Raw genomic sequence first — 20,691 nt, 5'->3', positions numbered from 1 at the left:
CAAGCTCGCCGGCGGCGTCCACCGTCTCGACGGCCAGCTCATGGTCGTCCTCGACGTCGACCGCGTGCTCGAGCTCGAAACCAAAGTGCAAATGGCTGCCTGAACTTTCACGAAAGAGATTTTAGCCGGAGATCCAAGATGAAGACGTGTTTGGTGGTTGACGATTCCAGCATCGTTCGCAAGGTCGCGCGCCGCATCGTCGAAGCGCTGGGCTTCCAGGTCATTGAAGCCGAAGACGGCGTCGAAGCGCTGGTCCATTGCAAGAGGGCCATGCCGGAAGCGATCCTGCTGGACTGGAACATGCCCGTCATGGACGGTTTCCAATTCCTGGGCACGCTGCGCCGCATGCCCGGCGGCGACGAGCCCAAGGTGGTGTTCTGCACCACCGAGAACGGCATCGACCACATCACCAAGGCGATGGGTGGCGGTGCCAACGAATACATCATGAAGCCGTTCGACAAGGAAATCGTATTGGCGAAGTTCCAGGAGGTCGGACTGGTCGCGCGCGAAGAAGAGACGGCGGCCTGAAAACACACCCGTTAGTAGCGTCAAGAGGTATCCTGTGAACTCGCCCGACTACGAGTATCTGCGTAAGTTGCTGAAAGAGCGCTCCGGCCTCGACCTGTCCGCGGACAAGCAATATCTGATCGAAAGCCGCCTGCTGCCGCTGGCGCGCAAGGCCGGGCTGCCCGGTATCCCCGAGCTCGTGCAGAAATTGCAGGGCGGCTCGAGCGTGCTCATCACCAGCGTGGTCGAAGCCATGACCACGAACGAGACCTTCTTCTTTCGCGACAAGGTTCCGTTCGATCATTTCCGCGACACCATCATGCCTGAGGTTCTCAAGGCTCGCGCCGGTCGCCGCAGCGTGCGGATCTGGTGCGCCGCCGGCTCGACCGGGCAGGAGCCCTATTCGCTCGCCATGACGCTGAAGGAAATGGGCGCGGCACTGACCGGCTGGCGTGTCGAGATCATCGCGACGGACCTCTCGCAGGAGGTGCTCGAGAAGGCCAAAGCCGGCGTCTACAGCCAGTTCGAAGTGCAGCGCGGTCTGCCGATCCAGATGCTGATGAAGCATTTCAAGCAGACCGGCGAGACCTGGCAGATCAATCCCGAACTGCGGGCGATGATCCAGCACCGCCAGCTCAATCTGCTGCAGGATTTTTCGCACCTCGGCACGTTCGACGTCATCTTCTGCCGCAACGTCCTGATCTATTTCGATCAGGAAACCAAGATCAACATCTTCAACCGCCTTGCCCGCCAGATCGAGCCCGACGGCTTCCTGGTGCTCGGCGCGGCGGAAACCGTGGTCGGGCTGACTGATACGTTCAGGCCGCTCGCCGATCGCCGCGGCCTCTACAGACCGAACGATCCGCGTGCGGCAGCGGCCAAGCCGGCGGCTGACGGTGTCGCAGCGCCGCGCGTGGCGGCAATGGCAGGACGATAAGCATGGCCGAGGATGGCAAGGGCGTAGAGCGCGTCACATTCAGTCGTGGATATGATGTCTGCATCATGGCCATCGACGGCACATGGCGGCGCGACTGTACGCTCAATGCGATTTCGGACACCGACGCCATCCTTACGGTCGAGGGTTCGATCCAGGGATTGAACCTGAAGGAGTTCTTCCTGCTGCTGTCCTCCACCGGCCTTGCCTACCGCCGCTGCGAGCTGGTGCGCGTCAACGGCGCGGAGATGGACATCCAGTTCCTGCGCGGCAAGAACCGCAAGAAGCGCGGCGCGGCCAACGGCCATGACGCAGTGGCGTGATCGCCACGCACTCCTTGCTGCCTTTTCCTGACGTGTTGCTTCACATTTTCTGAAAACATCCGAACGAATTCGCCGACCCCGCTTTACGTGGCTTAAGCGCGCGCCGTGTATCATCAGGCGGTCGCAATTTCAGGGTCCGGCCATGCCAAGAAGCTCTCTCTCCCCCATCACGTCAAACCTGCCCGACGTCGCCGAGCGGCGCGCGCTTCAGCTCCTGGTGGTCGATGACGACGCCACGCAGCGCAGCCTGATCACGGTCGCCGCCAAGCAGGCCGGCCATGAAGTGGCCGTTGCGCCGTCGGTTGCGGAAGCCATCGAAAAGCTGCGTGCCGCGCGCTTCGACTGCGTGACGCTCGACCTCGTGCTGGAGGATGGTGACGGCATCGACGTGCTGCGCGAGATGGCGGCGGCTAAATTCACCGGCTCGGTGATCGTGATCAGCGGCATGGACGGCAAGCGCCGCAGCGCCGCTCGCAGCTTCGCCCGCTCGGTCGGGATCGAGCTTCAGAGCCTGCCGAAGCCGCTTGATCTTGCTGCGCTGCGCATCAGCCTCGCCAATCTCGGCAAGACTGCGATGGGACTACCGACTATCCATACCTGGGGCGGCGTTGCGACCGACGCAATCGTGGAACGGCACCGCGCCTGAGGCGCGGAGGTGCCATGCAGTCGGTGCGGCAAATCGGCCGCGCTGATTGCCGCCTAGGCCGGATTGCCAGATTCCGACAGCTTTTTCAGGGCGTGACCGAGCTCCGCCCTGCAGGCATTGAGGGCGGCGCTCGCCGTGGCAAAGCGGGGCGTGATGTCGTCGAGCACGATGATGTCGCTGGAACCCAGATCGGCAGTCAAGACAGCGCTATCGTCATCCGGCTCCATAGCAGCGTCGATCAGACGCATGCTGATCTCGATGCGCGCGATCAGGGAGCGAAGTTCGGCCGCGATCAACTGACGGCTGTCCGTTTCAGCCATTGCGGCAAGCGGGGGTGTGCCGGCGTAATTTAGCATGGATATTCTCCGTCCCCCGCAATAAGGCACCTCAGCGCTACTTGTGCGTTAAGTTCATGTCCCGTACAAATGCGGGTGGGCCGAATCTGCGCCGAAAGCCATAAACATCAGGCGCGGACGCGAGTCCTTGACTGCCGGCGTGGCTTGGCGAATGGACATGGCACATGGTCGAACAAACCTCCCGTGGTGAGATCTTCGTGGTCGATGACGACCCGGCTGTTCGCGACACCTTGTCGATGGTGTTGAAGGCGGCGGGCTATGAGGTGATTTGTTTTGCGGACGGTGCGGCCCTGCTGTCCGTCGCGCGAAACCGCACACCGGCCGCGATCCTGCTCGATGTGCACATTCCCGGGAAGTCGGGCCTCGACATTCTGAAGGAGCTGCACGGCGAGGACTATCCGGCTCCGATCTTCATGATCTCCGGGCAGGGTGACATCGCGATGGCAGTGGGTGCGATCAAGAGCGGCGCGCTGGATTTCATCGAGAAGCCGTTCCGCGGCAGCGAGATCGTGGGCCGGCTGGACGAGGCGATCGGCGCGTATGCACGCAGGCAGGCAGAGAACGCCTCGCCGAAATTCGGCTCGCTGCACTTCCCCGGCCGCGAGCCGCTGACGCGCAGGGAGCGCGAGGTGCTCGAGCAGTTCGCCGCCGGTGCTTCCAACAAGGAAGCGGGCCGCACGCTCGGTATCAGCCCGCGTACCATCGAGGATCACCGCGCCAACATCATGAAGAAGCTCGGCGCCCGCAATGCCGCCGACCTGATCCGCATCGTGATGACCGCAGCCCAGCGCGCGTCGTAAAATGGTCTCGTGCCCCGGACGCAGCGCGTCACGCAGTGATGCGCTGCAGATCCGGGGCCCATCTCTCCAACTCAACGGCTGACAGTTTTGGGTCCCGGCTCTGCGCAGCAGCGTGAGACGCTGCCGCGCGTCCGGGACACGCGGGGCCACGTCAACCGTTCAGCGCCCTGCGGATGATCCGCGCAAGGTCGGATTTGCGATACGGCTTCGCCAGCAGCAGCACGCCTGAATCCAGCCGGCCGTGATGGATGATCGCGTTCTCGGTATAGCCTGACGTGTAGACCACCTTGAGATCGGGCCGCGTCTTCAGCACCTCGTCGGCGAGCTGCCGTCCGTTCATCTTGCCGGGCATGATCACGTCGGTGAACAGCAGATCGAAATGCTTGCCGCTGGCGACGATCGCGAGTGCCTCCGCGGCATTGGCGGCCTGCAGGGTCACGTAGCCCAGCGAATGCAATTGGGCCAGCACATAGTCGCGCACCAGCCGGTCGTCCTCGACCACCAGGATGGTCTCGTGCCCGCCTTCGATCGATGCCGGCGTCACGCCATCGGCGACCACCGCGGGTATCTTGCCCGGCGGCAGGTACATCTTGATCGTCGTGCCATGGCTTTCCTCGCTGTAGATCTTGATGTGACCCGCGGACTGCTTGATGAAGCCGTAGACCATGGAGAGGCCGAGGCCGGTGCCCTTGCCCGGCCCCTTCGAGGTGAAGAAGGGATCAAAGACGCGCGCCAGCATGTGGGACGGAATGCCGGTGCCGGTGTCGCTTACCGCGATCAGCACGTAGTGACCGGGCGGGACATCGTTGGCGCTGGCATAGACCTCGTCGAGATAGGCGGCGCCCGTCTCCAGGATCAGCTTGCCGCCGCCGGGCATCGCGTCGCGCGCGTTGAGCGCGAGGTTGAGGATTGCCGTGGTGAGCTGGTTCGGATCGACGACCGCCACGCAGCTCTCGTCCTCGAACACGGATTCGATCTGAATCTGCTCGCCCAGCGTCGGCCGCAACAGCTTCGCGGTGTCGATGATCAGCGAATTGATGTCGATCTCGCGCGGCTGCAGCGGCTGCTTGCGGGCAAAGGCGAGCAGGTGCTGGGTCAGCTCGGCGCCGCGGCCGGCAGCCTCGTCGATCATCTTCGTGATCGCGGCAAGCCCCGGATCCTTGGCCACCGCGTCGGCCAGGATCTCGATCGTCCCGGTGATGACGGTGAGAATGTTGTTGAAATCATGCGCCACGCCGCCGGTGAGCTGGCCGACCGCCTCCATCTTCTCGGCGTGCCGGACCCGCTCCTCGGAGGCGATCTTGTCGGTGAGGTCGCGGTAGAACACGTTGAACAGGATGCCCTCGCGGCGCTTGAGCGCCGTGACGCTCAGCTCCGCCCTGAATTCCTTGCCGTCGCGGTGGCGGACCATCAGCTCGCGGCGGCGGTTGAGCGTCTGCCCCTCTGCCGAATCGAGAAAGCGCGCGAGGCCGGCATTGACCCTCTCGCGCTCGCTCTCGGCGACAATCAGCTCGACCGCATTCTTGCCCAGCGCCTCGTCCCGCCGCCAACCGAACAGCTCCTCGGCCCGCGAGCTCCAGTTCAGGATGGTGCTGCGTTCGTCGGTCTGGACAAAGGCGTCGAGCGCGGTCTCGACGATGTTGCGCGCAAGCTGCTCGCTGTCGCGCAGGGATTCTGCAGCCAGCCTCGCTTCGGTCATGTCGCGTCCGACGAAGAAGAAGCGCTTGGCCTGATCCGACCAGTTGCCGAGCCAGGACAGCCAGACCTCGCGGCCGTCCTTGTGGAAGCAGCGCGTGTCGGCGAGCTTCGGATGTCCGCCGCGCCGAAGCTCGCGCATCTCCTCGCGGGATAGCTCGAGGTGAGCGGGATGGATGAAATCGGCGCCGCTGCGTCCGATCATCTCGTCGGGCGCGTAACCGAGAATAACCTCGCTGCTCGGGCTGATCTGCACGATGTGGCCGCGCGAGTTCATGATCATGATCAGATCCTGCGAGGTGTCGAACAGCTGCCGTCGCTCCTCCAGCTGCTGCTGTAGCGCCCGCTCCGCGCGCCGCGCTTCGGTCAGGCTGCGCGCGGACCCGGAGGCGCCTGTGATCTCGCCCGACGGTCCCCTGATCGGCGACAGGCTGAGTGCGATTTCGACTGGCGTGCCGTCCTTGCGCAGCCGGACCGTCTCGAAGCGTTCGACCGGCTCGCCCTTCGAGATCCGCGCCAAGTAGTCCTTGCCCTGCTCGCGGCGGTCGGGCGGGACAATGATCGAGGTGGACTTCCCGATCGCTTCGTTCGCCTGATATCCATAGAGCCGTTCGGCGGCGGGATTCCAACCGGTGATGATGGCATCGAGGGATTGCATCACGATGGCATCGTCGGATGATTCCACAGCGGCGCTGAACAAGAGCTCGCGCGTCGCATGATGGCTTCGTGCAGCCTCGGTGCGGCGATGCTCCTCGACCTCGCGTTCGAGCGCGGCTGCTTTCGCGCGCGTTTCTTCGACCATCTGGGCAAAAGCCCGCGCCAGCGCGCCGGTCTCGCCGCTCGCGTCGAGGGGTATGTCGGACGGCTGTCCGTTGCCGATAGCCTCAACGGCCGTGGTCAGGCGGGTGATCGGGCGCGTCAAGGAGCGTGCGAGCAGCACTGCGAGTAAAGCCGCGGCGAAGACCGCAAGCATGCCGACCAGCAAGGACGTTTTTTGAATCGCGGCCGGCACGCGGCCGAAGACGGCCGGAGGAATCGTCTCGATGATTCCAACCCAATCCGCATCCGCGAGCAGTGCCGGCGCCAATGCCGCGCCACTCGGCCGGCCGGACGCATCGGTGATGAGCTGCGTGGTCGCATCCCGCGTGCCGGCCAAGGCTGCAAAATAGGGAAAATCGTCGCGCCAGTTGGTCGGGTGGCCGCGCAACGAACCGAATTCTCGTGCGCGATCGGGATGAACCAGATAGTCGCCGCGCGCGTTCACGACGAAAATCTCTCCTCCTGAGCTCGTCGTCGAGCGGATGCGGTCGAGTGCCGGACGCATGTCGATATTGGCGATGATGATGCCGAATGGCTTGCCGTCAGGTGTGAACAGTGGCGTCCCGACCCGTAGAGTCGGCGTGTGCAGGACTGTGGTCCCGCCGCGGTGGGTCGCCAGCTCGATTGGCGAAACATAAATCTGGCCCGCCGCGAGCCGGATCGTTTCCTGAAAGTAGGTTCGCTCGCTCTTGCGCTCCAACTCGCTGTTGGGGACGATCCGCGCTGTTCCGTTCGGGCCGGAGCGATCGACGCGGACCAGCTCGCGCTGGTCGTCGTCAAGACCGATGATTCGAAACTGCGCGTAGCTGGGCTTGGCCTCGATTTCGGCTGCGAGCCGCGCCGCGATGCGATCACGCCAGGTTTGCTCGGTCACGCCGTCAAGCGCGTCAATTCCGCCACCGACGTGAGCACGGATCAGACCGTTGATGGCCGCGGCAGAGCGGTAGCCGACAAGATCGCCGCGAACTCCGGCAACGTAGGATTCAAGATTATTGGCCAGCAGGCGCGACTGAGCTTCGACCCGCTCCAGGACGCGCGGAATGACGGCCTGCGAGATGTTGCGGTAGCCCAGCCAACCGACCGCCGCCACCGTAACCGCCACCAGCAGAATCATCGCGACGGCCAGTCGGGTCGCGAGCGTCATGGGAATTCTTGCAGGACTCCCTGGAAGATCGCGCCTGTTCTGGCCTTGAGCTGTGGAGGTGCTCCCCTCATCGGCGGCTGGCATTGACTTCGGACCCCTCCGACTCGCCCGCCTTCAGGCAATTGTCGACCGCCGCCAGCAGCGCGTCGGCCCGGAACGGCTTCTGCAAGCTCGCAACGGCGCCAAGCTTGGTCGCCATCTTCAGGAAATCCGGCTCGGCATAGGAGTCCGGCGTGATCGAGCGGCCGGAAATGACGACGATCGGAATGGCAGGTCTCAGGGCCCGGACGTGGCGCATCGTCTCCAGTCCGTCCATGCCCGGCATGTAGATGTCGAGGAACAGCAGGTCGAACTCGCTGGCCTCGAACAAAGCGAGCCCTTTGCGGCCGTCGCCAGCGACTGTCACGTGGTGACCGGCCCGCTCCAACAGCAGCCGGATTGTCAGCTGAACGGCCGGGTCGTCATCCACGATCAGGATGTTGGCCACGTCAAAAACCTCCGGGTCGGAAGGGAATGCCCGCGACCCAAATTAAAGCTCCAAATGCGAAATTGTTGCGCGGATTGTGTCCGTCCTGCAAGCACTTCGCGACCGATCGGATGGTTTACGCGTAGTAGGAGAATTCCGACGCGTTTTTCATATGTATGCTTGCGTGCACAAGTCCCCTAATACAGCCCGGCTAGTCGGTGAGGTATTGGGGATGGTGGCTGCGGATCGTGTCGAGCTCGCTCAGCGTCCCTGACAGATGCTTTCGCAGATGCTGTTGTGCAGCATCGGCATCGCCGGCCTCGATCGCACGTGTGATCAGTCTGTGGTGGCGCAGGATGTTCTGAGCCTTCCCGGGCGAGGGCAGATGGAGCCGGCGCAGCCGGTCGATATGTCCGCTGCGGCTGCGCACCAGCGTCCACAAATCCTGCTTTCCGGCGGCGGCATAGAGCTGCGCATGGAAATCATTGTCGGCGGCCATGAAGGCCTCGAAGTCGCCGGCCTTGGTGAATTGCTGTTGCAGTGTGATGGCGTGATCGAGGCGAATGATCAGGGCCGGATCAGGCGTCTCCGCAAGCAGACGCACGATCTCGAGCTCCAGAGCCTGGCGCAGGAAATGCGCCTGTTGCGCGCGGTCGACGTCGATCTGGCTGACCACGGTCGCGTGCTGCGGAAATACATCGACCAGGCCCTCTTCCTCGAGCCGCATCAGCGCATCGCGCACGGGCGTCGAGCTGACTCCGAACTGGGCGGCGAGTTCCGCGCGCGACAGCGGCGCGCCTGGCGGCAGCTCCAGCGCGATGATCGCATTGCGCAGCCGCTCGAACACCTGCGGCGCGGCTTGCCTTGCTCGGTCGAGCCGGGCGGCCGCGCGCGGCGCGGGACGGGCTGATTCCATGGAGGCGGCTCCCAGCCGGCTTGCCTTTGATGCACTAATGCATTAGTGCATCACAAAGGCCGCCCGTCAATGCCAGCCGGAGGAAACGAACAACAATGATCAACCCATTCCAGCGGGGCTGTGCCGCCATCGCCCTGATCGCCGCGGCGGTCCTGTCGACGTCGTCCGCGCGGGCGCAGCAGAAATCCGAGATCTCCCTGTCGCGGCAGCCCGGCATTTTCTACATGCCGAGCCACATCATGGAGAAGCAGAAGCTGATCGAGAAGCATGCGGCTGCGCTCGGCGTATCAGGCGTGACTACCAAATGGGTCACCTTCTCCGGCGGCGGTGCGCAGACCGATGCGCTGCTTGCGGGCGGCGTCGACATCCTCAATACCGGCACCGGCAATCTCCTGCTGCTGTGGGATCGCACCCGCGGCGGCGTGAAGGGCATCGTCGCCACGTCAGCGCAGCCGATGACGCTGATCAGCCGTGATTCCAACATCAAATCGATCAAGGATTTTGGCCCGAGCGACAAGATCGCGGTGCCGACCGTAAAGGTCTCGACCCAGGCGATCGTGCTTCAGATCGCGGCGGCCGAGGCCTTCGGCGCCGACCAATGGTCGAAGCTCGACGCCAACACCGTGCAGCTCGGACATCCCGACGCCTATGCGGCGTTATCCAATCCCAAGCACGAGGTGCACAACCACTTCTCGATCCCGCCCTTCACCTACCTGGAGCTGAAGAACGTTCCGGGCGCGCATGTCGTGCTGAATTCGCCCGACGTGATGGGCGGTCCGCTCAGCCAAGCGCAGTTCTTCACCACGACGAAATTCGCCGACGCCAATCCGAAAATCATCCAGGCCGTGCGCGACGCCACCAAGGAAGCGCAGGACCTGATCCGCAGCGATACCAAACAGGCCGTCGAGATCTACAAGGAGATCACCGGCGACAAGACCTCGGTGGAGGAATTGCTCGGCCTCCTCAAGGAACCCGGCATGATGGAGTGGAATCTCGAGCCGCAGGGCACGATGAAATTCGCAGCCCATCTCTACAAGACCGGTACGCTGAAGACCCAGCCCAAGGCCTGGACGGACTATTATCTCCCCGTCGCGCACGACCTGAAAGGCAACTGATGGCGTTGCTCGACGTCAGCTCGGTGACGCTGCGCTACAAGACCTCCAGCGCCGTCGTCACCGCTACCGAGAGGGTGAGCTTCACCGTCGACAAGTCCGACCGCTTCGTGCTGCTCGGGCCGTCCGGCTGCGGCAAGTCCACCTTGCTCAAGGCCGTCGGCGGCTACATGACACCGAGCGAAGGCCGCATGAGCATCAGTGGTCGCGAGATCCACGGCCCGGGCGCCGATCGCATGATGATCTTCCAGGAGTTCGACCAGCTGCTGCCGTGGAAGAGCGTGCTCGCCAACGTGATGTTCCCGTTGCTGGTGGCGCGAAAGCTGCCCCGCAAGGACGCCGAAGCGAAGGCGCGGGCCTATATCGAGAAGGTCGGCCTTACCCGCGTGGTCGATGCCTACCCGCACACGCTGTCCGGCGGCATGAAGCAGCGCGTCGCGATCGCGCGCGGCATGGCGATGGAGCCCGACATTCTCTTGATGGACGAGCCGTTCGCAGCGCTCGACGCGCTCACGCGCCGGACCTGCCAGGACGAGCTGCTCCAGCTCTGGAGCGAGACCAAATTCACCGTGCTGTTCGTGACCCATTCGATTGCGGAAGCGATCCGCATCGGCAACCGCATTCTGCTGCTGTCGCCGCATCCCGGCCGGGTCAAGGCCGAGGTGGTCGACGTCGACAAGGTCTCGAACGAAGACGGCAGCGCCGGCCGGCTGGAGAAGGAGATCCACGATCTCCTGTTCGCCGGCGAAGCCACCGCGCATTGAAGGAACAGCTTATGGGCGGAGCGAGAATCCTGCTGCGTGATGCGCCGGTCGCGGCCAGCAGCGCAGGCGAGGTCGAGCGCAAGCTGAGCGTGGCCGAGCTGCTCTGGAACGACGGCTTCGTCCGCAAGACCGTGATCATCCTGTTGCTGGCCGCGGTCTGGGAAGCTTACGGGGTCTACCTCGACAATCCCCTGCTGTTCCCGACGTTGCACGACACCGCTGTCACGCTGTTCGACCGCGTCAAGGACGGCACCATTCCCATGCGTGCCTGGACCTCGCTCAAGGTCCTGTTCATGGGCTATTCGGCCGGCATCGTGCTGGCCGCGATCTTCACGATCCTCGCGATCTCGACCCGGATCGGCACCGATTTCCTGGAGACGGTGACGGCGATGTTCAATCCGCTGCCCGCGATCGCGCTCTTGCCACTGGCGCTGATCTGGTTCGGCCTCGGCAATGGCAGTCTCGTGTTCGTGCTGATCCATTCGGTGCTGTGGCCGGTCGCGCTCAACACCCATTCCGGCTTCAAGAGCGTATCCAACACGCTGCGCATGGTCGGTCGCAATTACGGCCTGCGCGGGCTGCCTTATGTGGCGAAAATCCTTATTCCGGCCGCCTTCGGCTCGATCCTCACCGGCCTCAAGATCGGTTGGGCCTTTGCCTGGCGCACGCTGATCGCGGCCGAGCTGGTGTTCGGCGTGTCCTCGGGGCAGGGCGGGCTCGGCTGGTTCATCTTCGAGAACCGCAACCTCCTCGACATACCTGCGGTCTTCGCAGGCCTCTTGACGGTGATTATCATCGGGCTCTTTGTCGAGAACCTGATCTTCCGCGCCATCGAGCGGAACACCGTGCAGAAATGGGGCACCCAATCATGACCAAGAAGAAAGCACCCGACCAGCTCCGCAGCGCGCGCTGGTTTGCACCAGACGACCTTCGCTCGTTCGGTCACCGCTCCCGCGCCATGCAGATGGGCTACGCCCCGGAGGAGTGGAAGGACCGGCCGTGCATCGCGATCATCAACACCTGGTCGGAAGCACAGCCCTGCCACATGCACTTCAAGTCGCGTGTCGATGACGTCAAGCGCGGCATCCTGATGGCGGGCGGCCTGCCGGTGGAATTGCCGGCGCTGTCGCTGTCGGAATCGCTGCTCAAGCCGACCACCATGCTCTATCGCAATCTGCTGGCGATGGAGGCCGAAGAGCTGCTGCGCAGCCATCCGGTCGATGGCGTGGTGCTGATGGGTGGCTGTGACAAGACCACGCCGGCACTGCTGCTGGGCGCGACCTCGATGAACATTCCTGCGATCTACCTGCCGGCAGGTCCCATGCTGCGCGGCAATTGGAAGGGCAAGACGCTCGGCTCCGGCTCCGACGGCTGGAAGTACTGGGACGAGCGCCGCGCCGGAAAGATCTCCGACAAGGACTGGCTCGACATCGAAGCCGGCATCGCCCGCAGCTACGGCACCTGCATGACCATGGGTACGGCCTCGACCATGACGGCGATTGCCGAAGCGATCGGCATGACGCTGCCGGGCGCCTCCTCGATTCCGGCGGCCGATGCCAATCACATCCGCATGGCCTCCGAATGCGGCCGCCGCATCGTCGAGATGGTGTGGGAGGATCTGACGCCGAAGGCGATCCAGACCCGCAAGGCGTTCGAGAACGCCATTGCGGTCGCGATGGCGATGGGTTGCTCGACCAACGCGATCATCCATCTGATCGCGCAGGCCCGCCGCGCCGGCCAGGACATCGGCCTAGACGATTTCGAAATCGCGAGCCGCAAGGTGCCTGTGATCGCCAACGTACGCCCAAGCGGCGAGGCCTATCTGATGGAAGACTTCTTCTATGCCGGCGGCCTGCCGGCGTTGATGGGCCAGATCAAGCAGCATCTGCACCTCGATTGCATCACGGTGACAGGGAAGTCGCTGGGCGAGAACATCGACGGCGCCGAGGTGCATAATGCCGACGTGATCCGGTCAGTCGCCAATCCCATCTACAAGGAGGGCGCGCTCGCCGTGCTCAAGGGCAATCTCGCGCCCGACGGCTGCGTCATCAAGCCGAGCGCGTGTGCACCGCGCTTCCTCAAGCACACCGGGCCTGCGCTGGTGTTCGACGATTATCCCTCGATGAAGAAGGCGGTGGATGATCCCAATCTCGACGTCACCGAAGACCACATCCTGATCCTGCGCAATGCGGGGCCGCAGGGTGGGCCGGGCATGCCGGAATGGGGCATGCTCCCGATTCCGACAAAACTCGTGAAGCAGGGCGTGCGTGACATGGTGCGCATCTCGGATGCGCGCATGAGCGGCACCAGCTACGGCGCCTGCATCCTGCACGTCTCGCCCGAGTCCTATATCGGCGGCCCGCTGGCGCTGGTGCAGAACGGCGATCGCATCACGCTCGACGTCGCAGCACGCACCATCAATCTCGATGTCTCAGAAGTCGAACTCGACAAGCGCCGCGCCGCCTGGAAGCAGCCCGAGCGCCGCTTCGAGCGCGGCTATGGCTGGATGTTCACCAAGCATATCAAGCAGGCCAATGACGGCTGCGACTTCGACTTCCTCGAGACCGATTTCGGCGCGCCGATCGGCGAGCCGTCGATCTACTAGAGAGCAGATCATGTCAAAACTCAGCGAAGCCACCCGCAACAAGCTCAAATCCGTCTCGACCGCCACCGTCGCCACCGCGCTGTTCAAGCGCGGCCTGCGCATCCAGATGATCCAGGACGTGCATCCCGTCGGCCCTGACCAGCCGACCATGGTCGGTGAGGCCTTCACGCTGCGCTACATGCCGGCGCGCGAGGACCTCAACACCATCGAGGTGTTCAGGGATCGCTCCCATCCGCAGCGCAAGGCCGTCGAGGACTGCCCGCCGGGTGCCGTGCTGGTGATGGACAGCCGCAAGGACGCGCGCGCGGCCTCGGCCGGCGCGATCCTGGTGACGCGGCTGATGAAGCGCGGTGTCGCCGGCGTCGTCACGGATGGCGGCTTTCGCGATTCCGCCGAGATCGCCAAGCTCGGCATCCCCGCCTATCACCATCGCCCGTCAGCGCCGACCAATCTGACGCTGCATCAGGCGATCGAGATCAACGTTCCCATCGGCTGCGGCGATGCGCCGGTGTTTCCCGGCGACGTCATCCTCGGCGATGCCGACGGTGTCATCGTGATCCCCGCGCATCTGGCCGACGAGATCGCCAACGAGACCTTCGAGATGACCGCGTTCGAGGATTTCGTCACCGAGGAAGTAAGCCGAGGCCGCGGCATTTTCGGTCTCTATCCCGCGACCGACCCGCAGACGCTGACCGATTTCGCGGAATGGCGAAAGAAGAACGGAAGGTAATGAGGCCAGGGTAAGCCCGTGGCCCGGATGGAGCGCAGCGAAATCCGGGTCATCTCCGCGCTGGGAATCCCGGATTGCGCCGCGCTCCATTCGGGCTACGAGGTTACGAGGTCACAGCATCTCCGGCCGGAACAGCTTGCGAAACTTGCGCGTCTCGACGCCGGACATCATGAACTCGCCGTCGCCGCGATAGTGAATGGTCTTCGGCAGTTTCGGCGACGTGGCCGCATGCGCCTTCACCACCTCGAACACGAACATGTTGTACGTCTTCACCAGCCTCGAATCGACAAGCCGGCATTCGAAATTGGCGTAGCACTCCTCAACCAGCGGCGCGCGGACATGGGTGCCGGCCCTGGGCGTCAGGCCGAACTCGCTGAACTTGTCGACGTCGCGCCCCGAGCAGTTGCCGATCTTGACGACCGTGGCCGCAAGGTCGGCGGTCGGAATGTTGATCACGCACTGGCGGCTCCTGCGGATCAGCTCGAAGCTGTGGTTCTCGCTTGAGATGATGCAGCCGATCAGGGCGGGGGTGAATTCCATCATCATGTGCCAGCCCATCGTCATGATGTTGGTCTCGTCCTTGTGGGCCGAGCTGACCAGCACGATGGGGCCCGGCTCGAGGAAGCGGCGGACGTTTGCGACTGGAAAATCCCGCTTGGTGTAGCGCGGCATGCTCGATCCCTATGACTCCGTTGGTGCCCTGTGGCCCGGATGGAGCGGAGCGCACTCCGGGAACGATGCTGTGGTCCGCACGAATCCCGGATTACGCTTGCGCTCCATCCCGGCTGCGGGTCTATGCCTCCGCCATTCCCGTCGCCCACAGCGCAAACGCGTAGACGATCGCGACTTCATCGAGCCGGTCAAACCGGCCCGAGGCACCGCCATGGCCGGCGCCCATGTTGGTGCGCAGCAGCACCGGACCGCCGCCGCTCATGGTCGCGCGCAGCCGGGCGATCCATTTGGCGGGCTCCCAATAGGTGACGCGCGGGTCGGTCAATCCGCCCATCGCCAGGATCGCCGGATAGTCCTTCGCCGCGACATTGTCGTAGGGCGAGTAGGACAGGATGGTGCGAAAATCCTTCTCGCTCTCGATCGGGTTGCCCCATTCCGGCCATTCCGGCGGCGTCAGCGGCAGCGTGTCGTCGAGCATGGTGTTGAGCACGTCGACGAACGGCACCTCGGCGACGATGCCGGCGAACAATTCGCCGGCGCGGTTGGCGACCGCGCCCATCAGCATGCCGCCGGCCGAGCCGCCATGGCCGACGATGCGCTTTGCGCTGGTGTACTTCGCATCGATCAGCGCACGGGCGCTGGCGGCAAAGTCGTCGAACGAGTTCGTCTTCTTCTCGCGCTTGCCGTCGAGATACCAGCCCCAGCCCTTGTCGGCGCCGCCGCGGATATGGGCGATGGCGTAGACGAAGCCGCGGTCGACCAGCGACAGCCGGTTGGCGCTGAACGAGGCCGGCATCGCCATGCCGTAGGAGCCGTAGCCGTAGAGTAGCAGCGGTGCGGCGCCGTCGAGCTTGAGCCCGCGGCGATGGAGGATCGACACCGGCACCTCGGCGCCATCTGGCGCCTTCGCCATGATGCGCGTGGTGACATAGTCGGCGGCGTCGTGGCCAGACGGTATCTCCTGGCGCTTGCGAAGCGTGCGCGTCCGCTTGGCCATGTCGTAGTCGTAGACTGCCGACGGCGTCGTCATCGACGAATAGGCAAAGCGCAAATTCGTGGTGTCGAATTCGTAGGAGCCCATCGTGTCGAGCGAATAGGCGGCCTCGTCGAAGGCGATCGCGTGCTCTTCTCCGCCGGCGAGCTCGCGGATCACGATCGCGGGCAGTGCATTGGCGCGCTCCAGCCGCACCAGATGGCCGGCATAGAGATCGAGGTCGATGATGTAGATGCCGGGACGGTAGGGGATCAGGTCGCGCCAGTTCTTGCGCTCGGGTGCATTGAGCGGCGCGGTGACGATCTTGAAATCGATGGCATCATCCGCATTGGTGAGGATGAAGAGCTCGTCGCCGCGATCGGCGAGCGAATATTGCACGCCCTCTTCGCGCGCCGCGACCAGGCGCGGCGGCATCTCGGGGGCGGCAAGATCGATTAGTCGCTGCTCCGACGTTTCGTGGTCACCGCCGGCGATCACGCAGAAGCGGCCGCTGGTGCTCTCATGCAGATGGGTGAACCAGCCGGCATCCTGCTCTTCATAAACGAGCGTGTCGTCGGCCTGCCTGGTGCCGAGCTTGTGGCGCCACACCTGCATCGGCCGATGATTGTCGTCGAGCTTCACATAAAAGAAGCTCTTGCAATCCGAGGCCCAGACCACGCCGCCGTCTGTCTCCTCGACGAGGTCAGCGAGATCTTGGCCGCTCGCCCAGTCACGAACGCGGATCGTGAAATATTCCGAGCCCTTGGTGTCGGCGCTCCAGGCCTGCAGCTTGTGGTCGTTGGAGTGCCGGCTGCCGCCGAACTTGAAATATTTGTGGTCTTTTGCCAGCGCATCGCCGTCGAGCACGATATGCTCAACGCCGCCATCGCGCGGCATGCGGCCGAACAGCTCGTGCTGCCCGCCTTCGCGAAACCTGCGGAAATAGGCGAAAGGCCCGTCCGGCGACGGCACACTGGAATCGTCCTCCTTGATGCGGGAGCGCATCTCGCGCACCAGCGTCTTCTGCAAGCCAGCGGTGTGGCCGAGCAGGCTCTCGGTGTAGCCGTTCTCCTCATCCAGATATTTGCGGATATCAGGGTCGAGCACTCCGGGGTCGCGCAGCACCTCCTGCCATTTCGCATCCTTCAGCCAGGCATAGTCGTCGGTCACGCTAATGCCATGCCGGGTCAAGGAATGCGGCCGGCGCGGGGCGACGGGGGGCTGGGAGGTTGTCTTGGCCTGGGTCACTCGATCCTCATTGAGAAGTGTGTTCCGTCTTATATCGTCCCGAATTCGCGAATTGCCAGCGCCGGTGCTTCAAGTCGCCGGGTTGTTGATCGGTCCCTTCTATGCTTTAGGGGCGACAATCCAGCCGCCGGTTCAGCCTGATGCTCTTCAACTCCTACCCGTTCATCCTGCTGTTCCTGCCGGTCGTTCTGGCCGGCTATTTCTGGCTGGGACGACGCAGCAATCTTGCGCCGGTGATCTGGCTGGCGCTGGCCTCGCTCGCCTTCTACGCCATCGGCAACTGGCAGTTCGTGGCCTTGCTGCTGATGTCGATCGCCTTCAATTATGGTATCGGCCATCTCCTCGTCGTGGCGAAGCTCCGCCCCGCGCAACGAAAGGCCGCGCTTGCCCTCGGCGTCGCCGGCGATCTCATCGTGCTCGGCATCTTCAAATATGCCGGCTTCGCCGCCGAGAATTTCAATGCATTGCTCGGCACGCACTTTGCGATCCACATCCTGCTGCCGGTCGGTATCTCCTTCTACACATTCACCCAGATTGCGTTCCTGGTGGATGCGTATCGTGGCCGGGTCGCAGCCTATGCGCTGCCGCATTACGCGCTGTTCGTGACATATTTTCCGCATCTGATCGCGGGGCCGATCCTCCACCACAAGGACATGATCCCGCAATTCGAGCGGAAGGAGTCCAAGCATCCCGACGCGCATCTGATCCTGTGCAGTGTCATCATCTTCGCGATCGGCCTGTTCAAGAAGACCTGCCTTGCCGACGGCATCCAGCCACTGGTCGCGCTCGCCTTCGAGGCGCGCTCGCCGAGCTTTGACCAGGCCTGGCTTGGCGCGCTCGCTTACACGTTCCAGCTCTATTTCGATTTCTCCGGCTATTCCGACATGGCGATCGGCATCTCGCTGATGTTCGGCATCTTCCTGCCGGTGAATTTCAACTCGCCTTACAAGGCCGCCAGCATCGTCGAGTTCTGGCGTCGCTGGCACATGACGCTGTCGCAATTCCTGCGCGACTATCTCTACATCCCGCTCGGAGGTAACAGGCGCGGCCGCCTGCTGCGCTACGTCAACCTGATGATCACGATGCTGCTCGGCGGGCTCTGGCACGGCGCGGCCTGGACGTTCGTGGCGTGGGGTGCGCTGCACGGCGCCTATCTCTGCGTCAATCACGCCTTCAATGCGCTGGTGCCGAACATCCCATCGGCGCTTGCGCGGCCGGCCCGCATGGCAGGCGCCGTACTGACGTTCCTTGCCGTCGTTATTGCCTGGGTGTTCTTCCGTGCCGTGAGCATTGACTGGGCGCTGCGGGTGCTCCGCGCCATGGCAGATCCCTCGAATATCGTCTTCGGCCGCGAGGAGATTGCAGCGATGGCGCTGATCGCAATCTATGCCGCGCTGGTCTGGCTGGCGCCGAACACGCAATCCATCATGGGCTATGATCACGGCAATCGCCGGGTGGGCGAAGCGTTGCGGGCAGGGCGCATGCGGCCGCTGGTGCTCTACGGCGCATCGCTGGTGCTCGCGTTTGGCATTCTGGGCATCCAGAGCCACAGCGAATTCATCTATTTCCGGTTCTGATGCAGGGCACTTTCACACATATCAGGCAGCTTCTGCTCGCGAGCATCGCCTGCGTGCTCGGCGCAGCAGTGCTGACTTATGCCGTCGATCCCCTGCAACTGTTCCGCTCCTCGCGCTCCGCCTTCTATTCCGATGACACCCGCGTGCAGAATGCCGGACTGATCCGCAGCCAGTCATTCGATACCGTCTTCATGGGCACCTCGCTCGCGATTCACTTCCGCCAGAGCGACATCGACCGCGTGCTCGGTGTGCACTCGCTCAAGCTGGCGATGACCGGATCGAATTCGCGTCAGCAGAGTTTTGTGATGGAGCAGGCGATCGATCGCGGTGCCAGGCGCGTGATCTGGGAGATGGACGACTTTATCTTCGTCGATGCTGCCGACATCGAGGCCGATCCTTATCTCTCCGTCGATCTCTACCGCAGGACCACGAAAGGCATCGCGTCCTATCTGTTCAGCGCGGCGATGGCGAAGGAATCCCTGTTCGCGCTGTTGCGGTCGATCCCGCCGTTGAAGCAGCCACTGACACAGGCGGCGCCTTATCTGCCCGTTACATTCGCACTGGCTGATGTCGATGACATCTATGCCCTGCCGCGAAACGTCGACGTCGCGCGTAACTACAATGCGAACAAGGCGCTGGCTTCGTTCGCCTACATCACCGCGCCATCGCGCAGCCGCTTTCTCGGTGAAGGCTATGGTTATGAGGCCATGGTCCGGCATTTCGAGCAGGATGCCGTGGGCCTGATCACGCGTCATCCCGACGTGACGTTCGACATCTACTTCCCGCCATACTCCATCCTGCAATTCGTCGCCATGCGCGATGCATCACCCGAGACGTTGAAGATCGTCATGGATCTCACGGCTGTCATTGCGCAGCGCCTGACGCAGCTCCCCAATGTGCGTCTGCATGATTTCCGCGCGATCAAGGCGGTGACGCACGATCTCGCCAATTACGGCGACGTCATCCACCATTCGCCGGTGGTGGACGCGAAGGTGCTGTCATGGCTGGCGAGCGGGGAATACCGGGTCGACGCGAGCAATCCGCTCGCGTCGTTGGATGCGCTGAAGGCGCAGGTGGAGGCGTATCGCCTCGAGCGCTGAACTTCCCCTCTCCAACAAGGGGAGAAGGAAGAAGCACCTACACCGCCACCTGCTCGCCGAGATACGTCACCGCGGCCTCGAGCCCGCCCTTGCCGTGCGGGATCTTCAGCGCGTTGAGACCGACCTCGATGACCCCCAACGTACCGAGCAGCATCGGCGCATTGACGTGGCCCATATGGGCGATGCGGAAGGCTTGGCCGGACAGATCGCCGATGCCGGTGCCGAGCACGACGCCGCACTTCTCCTTGCAGTAGCGTTGCAGCACCGCGGGATCGTGACCGGTGGCCATGGTCACCGTGGTCACGGTGTTGGAGCGCTCATGCGGCTCGGCGACATTGAAGCCGAGCACCTGGCCTTCGGTCCATGCGCCGACCGCGCGGCGTGTGGCTTCGCCAAGCAAGGCGTGGCGGCGGAACGCGTTTTCCAGCCCTTCCTCATGCAGCATGTCGATCGCCTTGCGCAAGGCGAACAACAGATGCACCGGTGCGGTGCCGGCATATTTGCGGTAATTCTCGGTGCCCTCGCGCTCGCTCCAGCTCCAGTAGGGCGTCGACATGTTCGCCTTCTTGTGGACCTCCTGCGCGCGGGCGTTGGCAGCAACGAAGCCGAGGCCGGGCGGCGTCATCAGGCCTTTCTGCGAGCCGGACATCGCGACGTCGACGCCCCATTTGTCCATCTCGAACGGCATGCAGCCGAGCGAGGCGACGGTGTCGACCATGTACAGCGCGGGATGGCCGGCGGCCTTGATGGCCTTGCCGATCGCCTCGATGTCGTTCTGCACGCCGGAGGCCGTGTCGATCTGGACGACGACGACGGCCTTGATCTTGTGCTCGGTGTCGCGGCGCAGCCGCTCCTCGACCTCATGCGGCCGCACGGCGCGGCGCCAATCGCCCTTGAGCACCTCGACCTCGGCGCCCATCAAGGCTGCCGCATTGCCCCAACCGATCGCGAAGCGTCCGCTCTCCAGCACCAGCACCTTGTCGCCGCGCGACAGCACGTTGCTCAAAGCGGCTTCCCAGGCGCCGTGGCCGTTGGCGATGTAGATGTAGGATTTGCCTTTCGTGGCAAATAGATTCGAGATGTCCCGGAGCAGGCTTTCAGTCAGCTCGAGCATCTCCCTGGAGTAGATGTCGATCGCCGGACGATGCATCGCCTGGAGCACCGCGTCGGGCATCGTGGTGGGTCCGGGGATGGCCAGAAATTCCCGGCCCGCGCGAACGGTCATTGCTATCTTCCTTGTGTCGTGAAGACTGTCTGGTGGGTCGCTGATTTATTCTTTCTACGCGGCGGGAAGGGCCGAGAAA

The 20,691-nt window shown here is 63.6% G+C and carries 19 protein-coding genes and 1 pseudogene; 13 read left to right on the top strand and 7 right to left on the bottom strand.

What is annotated here, in order from left to right; genetic code table 11:
* The 5 genes and pseudogenes from L6639_RS25370 to L6639_RS25350 all read left to right on the top strand — a co-directional run.
* Window positions 1-103: pseudogene (locus tag L6639_RS25370) on the top strand (chemotaxis protein CheW); the annotation flags it as partial.
* A gap of 35 nt (window positions 104-138) precedes the next feature.
* Window positions 139-528 carry a response regulator gene (locus L6639_RS25365; protein ID WP_237864356.1) on the top strand — a complete coding sequence of 130 codons (390 nt, stop codon included), beginning with the start codon at window positions 139-141 and terminating at the stop codon, window positions 526-528.
* Between the two features lie 34 nt (window positions 529-562).
* Complete coding sequence (locus L6639_RS25360; RefSeq protein ID WP_237864355.1) at window positions 563-1,444, top strand: CheR family methyltransferase; 882 nt, start codon at window positions 563-565, stop codon at window positions 1,442-1,444.
* A 2-nt stretch (window positions 1,445-1,446) separates the two neighbouring features.
* Entirely contained in the window at window positions 1,447-1,764 is a 318-nt protein-coding gene (locus L6639_RS25355; protein ID WP_057748535.1) for a hypothetical protein, read from the top strand.
* A gap of 142 nt (window positions 1,765-1,906) precedes the next feature.
* Entirely contained in the window at window positions 1,907-2,410 is a 504-nt protein-coding gene (locus L6639_RS25350; RefSeq protein WP_128949238.1) for a response regulator, read from the top strand.
* Window positions 2,411-2,463: 53 nt separating this feature from the next.
* On the opposite strand, the gene L6639_RS25345 is transcribed toward L6639_RS25350, so the two are convergent.
* Window positions 2,464-2,766 (bottom strand): hypothetical protein, encoded by a 303-nt coding sequence (locus tag L6639_RS25345; RefSeq protein WP_237864354.1) that lies wholly within the window; start codon window positions 2,764-2,766, stop codon window positions 2,464-2,466.
* Between the two features lie 164 nt (window positions 2,767-2,930).
* Between L6639_RS25345 and L6639_RS25340 the strand changes: the two genes are divergently transcribed.
* Window positions 2,931-3,566: a response regulator transcription factor gene (locus L6639_RS25340; protein WP_057748544.1), complete on the top strand. Its 636-nt coding sequence runs from the start codon at window positions 2,931-2,933 to the stop codon at window positions 3,564-3,566.
* Window positions 3,567-3,717: 151 nt separating this feature from the next.
* On the opposite strand, the gene L6639_RS25335 is transcribed toward L6639_RS25340, so the two are convergent.
* The 3 genes from L6639_RS25335 to L6639_RS25325 all read right to left on the bottom strand — a co-directional run bounded on the left by L6639_RS25335 (window position 3,718) and on the right by L6639_RS25325 (window position 8,606).
* Complete coding sequence (locus L6639_RS25335) at window positions 3,718-7,224, bottom strand: PAS domain S-box protein (RefSeq protein WP_237864353.1); 3,507 nt, start codon at window positions 7,222-7,224, stop codon at window positions 3,718-3,720.
* Between the two features lie 67 nt (window positions 7,225-7,291).
* Entirely contained in the window at window positions 7,292-7,711 is a 420-nt protein-coding gene (locus tag L6639_RS25330) for a response regulator (RefSeq protein WP_237864352.1), read from the bottom strand.
* 190 nt (window positions 7,712-7,901) lie between these two features.
* On the bottom strand, window positions 7,902-8,606 hold the full coding sequence (locus L6639_RS25325; RefSeq protein WP_237864351.1) for a GntR family transcriptional regulator: 705 nt from the start codon (window positions 8,604-8,606) through the stop codon (window positions 7,902-7,904).
* Between the two features lie 95 nt (window positions 8,607-8,701).
* Between L6639_RS25325 and L6639_RS25320 the strand changes: the two genes are divergently transcribed.
* From L6639_RS25320 to L6639_RS25300, 5 genes are read left to right on the top strand one after another with little or no spacing between them, the layout of a single operon-like run.
* Entirely contained in the window at window positions 8,702-9,721 is a 1,020-nt protein-coding gene (locus L6639_RS25320; RefSeq protein WP_237864350.1) for an ABC transporter substrate-binding protein, read from the top strand.
* Window positions 9,721-10,482 carry an ABC transporter ATP-binding protein gene (locus tag L6639_RS25315; RefSeq protein ID WP_237864349.1) on the top strand — a complete coding sequence of 254 codons (762 nt, stop codon included), beginning with the start codon at window positions 9,721-9,723 and terminating at the stop codon, window positions 10,480-10,482. The genes L6639_RS25320 and L6639_RS25315 overlap by 1 nt, the downstream gene beginning before the upstream one ends.
* Before the next feature lie 11 nt (window positions 10,483-10,493).
* Window positions 10,494-11,354 carry an ABC transporter permease gene (locus tag L6639_RS25310; protein WP_237864348.1) on the top strand — a complete coding sequence of 287 codons (861 nt, stop codon included), beginning with the start codon at window positions 10,494-10,496 and terminating at the stop codon, window positions 11,352-11,354.
* The gene (gene araD, locus L6639_RS25305; RefSeq protein WP_237864347.1) at window positions 11,351-13,087 is read left to right on the top strand and encodes an L-arabinonate dehydratase; all 1,737 of its coding nucleotides are present in this window, start codon (window positions 11,351-11,353) and stop codon (window positions 13,085-13,087) included. Before L6639_RS25310 ends, araD begins: the two co-directional genes overlap by 4 nt.
* 10 nt (window positions 13,088-13,097) lie before the next feature.
* The gene (locus tag L6639_RS25300; protein ID WP_237864346.1) at window positions 13,098-13,817 is read left to right on the top strand and encodes a ribonuclease activity regulator RraA; all 720 of its coding nucleotides are present in this window, start codon (window positions 13,098-13,100) and stop codon (window positions 13,815-13,817) included.
* Window positions 13,818-13,928: 111 nt separating this feature from the next.
* On the opposite strand, the gene L6639_RS25295 is transcribed toward L6639_RS25300, so the two are convergent.
* Entirely contained in the window at window positions 13,929-14,489 is a 561-nt protein-coding gene (locus L6639_RS25295; RefSeq protein ID WP_237864345.1) for a flavin reductase family protein, read from the bottom strand.
* A 121-nt stretch (window positions 14,490-14,610) separates the two neighbouring features.
* Window positions 14,611-16,710 carry a S9 family peptidase gene (locus L6639_RS25290; RefSeq protein WP_237864344.1) on the bottom strand — a complete coding sequence of 700 codons (2,100 nt, stop codon included), beginning with the start codon at window positions 16,708-16,710 and terminating at the stop codon, window positions 14,611-14,613.
* A gap of 140 nt (window positions 16,711-16,850) precedes the next feature.
* Here L6639_RS25290 and L6639_RS25285 point away from each other — a divergent pair, with 140 nt between their 5' ends.
* Window positions 16,851-18,287 carry an MBOAT family O-acyltransferase gene (locus L6639_RS25285; RefSeq protein ID WP_237864343.1) on the top strand — a complete coding sequence of 479 codons (1,437 nt, stop codon included), beginning with the start codon at window positions 16,851-16,853 and terminating at the stop codon, window positions 18,285-18,287.
* Entirely contained in the window at window positions 18,287-19,387 is a 1,101-nt protein-coding gene (locus tag L6639_RS25280) for a hypothetical protein (RefSeq protein ID WP_237864342.1), read from the top strand. The genes L6639_RS25285 and L6639_RS25280 overlap by 1 nt, the downstream gene beginning before the upstream one ends.
* Before the next feature lie 37 nt (window positions 19,388-19,424).
* On the opposite strand, the gene L6639_RS25275 is transcribed toward L6639_RS25280, so the two are convergent.
* A complete protein-coding gene (locus L6639_RS25275) occupies window positions 19,425-20,612 on the bottom strand; it encodes a pyridoxal-phosphate-dependent aminotransferase family protein (RefSeq protein ID WP_237864341.1) in 1,188 nt (395 codons plus the stop codon).
* Window positions 20,613-20,691 lie beyond the last annotated feature (79 nt).

The sequence above is a fragment of the Bradyrhizobium zhengyangense genome (assembly GCF_022012555.1).
Lineage (GTDB): Bacteria > Pseudomonadota > Alphaproteobacteria > Rhizobiales > Xanthobacteraceae > Bradyrhizobium > Bradyrhizobium zhengyangense.
Note: the sequence above shows the minus strand (reverse complement) of the source record. Positions and strands in the feature narration are given on the sequence as shown.

Bases quoted from the DNA above. Each gene is read 5' to 3' on its own strand.
- L6639_RS25365 (WP_237864356.1), top strand. From the start codon at position 139: ATGAAGACGTGTTTGGTGGTTGACGATTCCAGCATCGTTCGCAAGGTC.
- L6639_RS25355 (WP_057748535.1), top strand. From the start codon at position 1,447: ATGGCCGAGGATGGCAAGGGCGTAGAGCGCGTCACATTCAGTCGTGGA.
- L6639_RS25350 (WP_128949238.1), top strand. From the start codon at position 1,907: ATGCCAAGAAGCTCTCTCTCCCCCATCACGTCAAACCTGCCCGACGTC.
- L6639_RS25345 (WP_237864354.1), bottom strand. From the start codon at position 2,766: ATGCTAAATTACGCCGGCACACCCCCGCTTGCCGCAATGGCTGAAACG.
- L6639_RS25340 (WP_057748544.1), top strand. From the start codon at position 2,931: ATGGTCGAACAAACCTCCCGTGGTGAGATCTTCGTGGTCGATGACGAC.
- L6639_RS25335 (WP_237864353.1), bottom strand. From the start codon at position 7,224: ATGACGCTCGCGACCCGACTGGCCGTCGCGATGATTCTGCTGGTGGCG.
- L6639_RS25325 (WP_237864351.1), bottom strand. From the start codon at position 8,606: ATGGAATCAGCCCGTCCCGCGCCGCGCGCGGCCGCCCGGCTCGACCGA.
- L6639_RS25320 (WP_237864350.1), top strand. From the start codon at position 8,702: ATGATCAACCCATTCCAGCGGGGCTGTGCCGCCATCGCCCTGATCGCC.
- L6639_RS25315 (WP_237864349.1), top strand. From the start codon at position 9,721: ATGGCGTTGCTCGACGTCAGCTCGGTGACGCTGCGCTACAAGACCTCC.
- L6639_RS25310 (WP_237864348.1), top strand. From the start codon at position 10,494: ATGGGCGGAGCGAGAATCCTGCTGCGTGATGCGCCGGTCGCGGCCAGC.
- araD (WP_237864347.1), top strand. From the start codon at position 11,351: ATGACCAAGAAGAAAGCACCCGACCAGCTCCGCAGCGCGCGCTGGTTT.
- L6639_RS25300 (WP_237864346.1), top strand. From the start codon at position 13,098: ATGTCAAAACTCAGCGAAGCCACCCGCAACAAGCTCAAATCCGTCTCG.
- L6639_RS25295 (WP_237864345.1), bottom strand. From the start codon at position 14,489: ATGCCGCGCTACACCAAGCGGGATTTTCCAGTCGCAAACGTCCGCCGC.
- L6639_RS25285 (WP_237864343.1), top strand. From the start codon at position 16,851: ATGCTCTTCAACTCCTACCCGTTCATCCTGCTGTTCCTGCCGGTCGTT.
- L6639_RS25280 (WP_237864342.1), top strand. From the start codon at position 18,287: ATGCAGGGCACTTTCACACATATCAGGCAGCTTCTGCTCGCGAGCATC.
- L6639_RS25275 (WP_237864341.1), bottom strand. From the start codon at position 20,612: ATGACCGTTCGCGCGGGCCGGGAATTTCTGGCCATCCCCGGACCCACC.